The 1,139-nt window shown below is 65.0% G+C and carries 1 protein-coding gene; it reads right to left on the reverse strand.

From position 1 onward, the window contains the following. Nucleotides 1–626: 626 nt before the first annotated feature. Nucleotides 627–1,013 (reverse strand): hypothetical protein, encoded by a 387-nt coding sequence (locus tag IEZ08_RS39050; RefSeq protein ID WP_189244249.1) that lies wholly within the window; start codon nt 1,011–1,013, stop codon nt 627–629. Nucleotides 1,014–1,139: the final 126 nt, after the last annotated feature.

A 1,139-nucleotide genomic window follows, 5' to 3' on the forward strand; every position in this document is an offset into this window, starting at 1 on the left:
GCACTTTTCTCATGCAAACGATCAAGCTCGGCGAAATTCATCGTGAAAGCCCGAGGTTAGCCAGATCGCACCGCTCACCACGGCACCCGATGCCAAGGCTCGACGAAGGAGGGCCTTGGCGGCGATCGCCCCAGCCCGTACGGCGAGCACCGAAGCCGGCGATCGTCACGGCCTCAGCCGGCACTTCCGACGAAACACCCGCTTTAGGAGAGCGGTGGCCGTACGGACGGCTTGGTTGGTGTGAGCTGCGCGGACGTCGTGTGCGGCCCGAACCCCTCGCAAGATCATCCCGCACATGTCCCGCACCCGCAGAGGCTGGCCACCACGTCATCCAGTGGCAAGGTCCGACGAAGGAGGGCCGCGGCAACCGATCGCCCCGACCGCATACGGCGCGAGCCACAGTTGGCGATCGTCACGACCTCAGCTCTGATCCTCTGATCCGTAGCCAGTTCGGGATCGTCCACAGGCCTCCATCGCCGTCAGAAGCGCCTGATCAGCAACCTCTCCAGCTTGATCGGGTTCCACAGGCGTACACCGGCGGCCAGGGACGTTGTTAGCAACAGCGTTAGCAAGATCAACCAAATCTCGGTTGTCCCGAGACGGCTGCTGGTGCTGCCGCCCGGCGGTCAACCGGTGCGCTGCACCGCGGGCACGAACCCGCCCCAGGCCTTCTCGCCATCGGCCAGAGCCGCCCAGTCGTCCACCGCGCTATGCGAGTTCACGACCAGCACGACCGCACCACCGGCATGGTTCACGGCCTCCAGCCAGGCGAAGCGCTCTTCTGCCTCTTTCGGATGGGCAATGCCTTCGACGAAGATTCCGCAATCACCGGGACCGTCGACCACCGAGGCGGTCAGACCGGCGAGAATCTGCCAGCCCTCGCAGGGCAACGGCCTGCCCGCATCAAGCTGGAAAACGGGAAGCCGCTCGATCGGGTCGGTCGAGACGAGAACCAGCGCCGGTAGGGCATTGGCGAGGTAACTGGCATCCTCGCGACGAATATAGAGCGGCATTCGGCGAGTATCGCACCACCCTTCCTGCGGTCGGATGCTGAGCCACGCCGCCCGAAGCCGAGCCCAGGGTGGCGTCCCGGATGCGGTGTAAAAGACAGCGGGCGTAGGTTGCCGTGTTGAACCGAC

This window comes from Planobispora rosea (assembly GCF_014648175.1).
GTDB classification, from domain to species: domain Bacteria; phylum Actinomycetota; class Actinomycetes; order Streptosporangiales; family Streptosporangiaceae; genus Planobispora; species Planobispora rosea.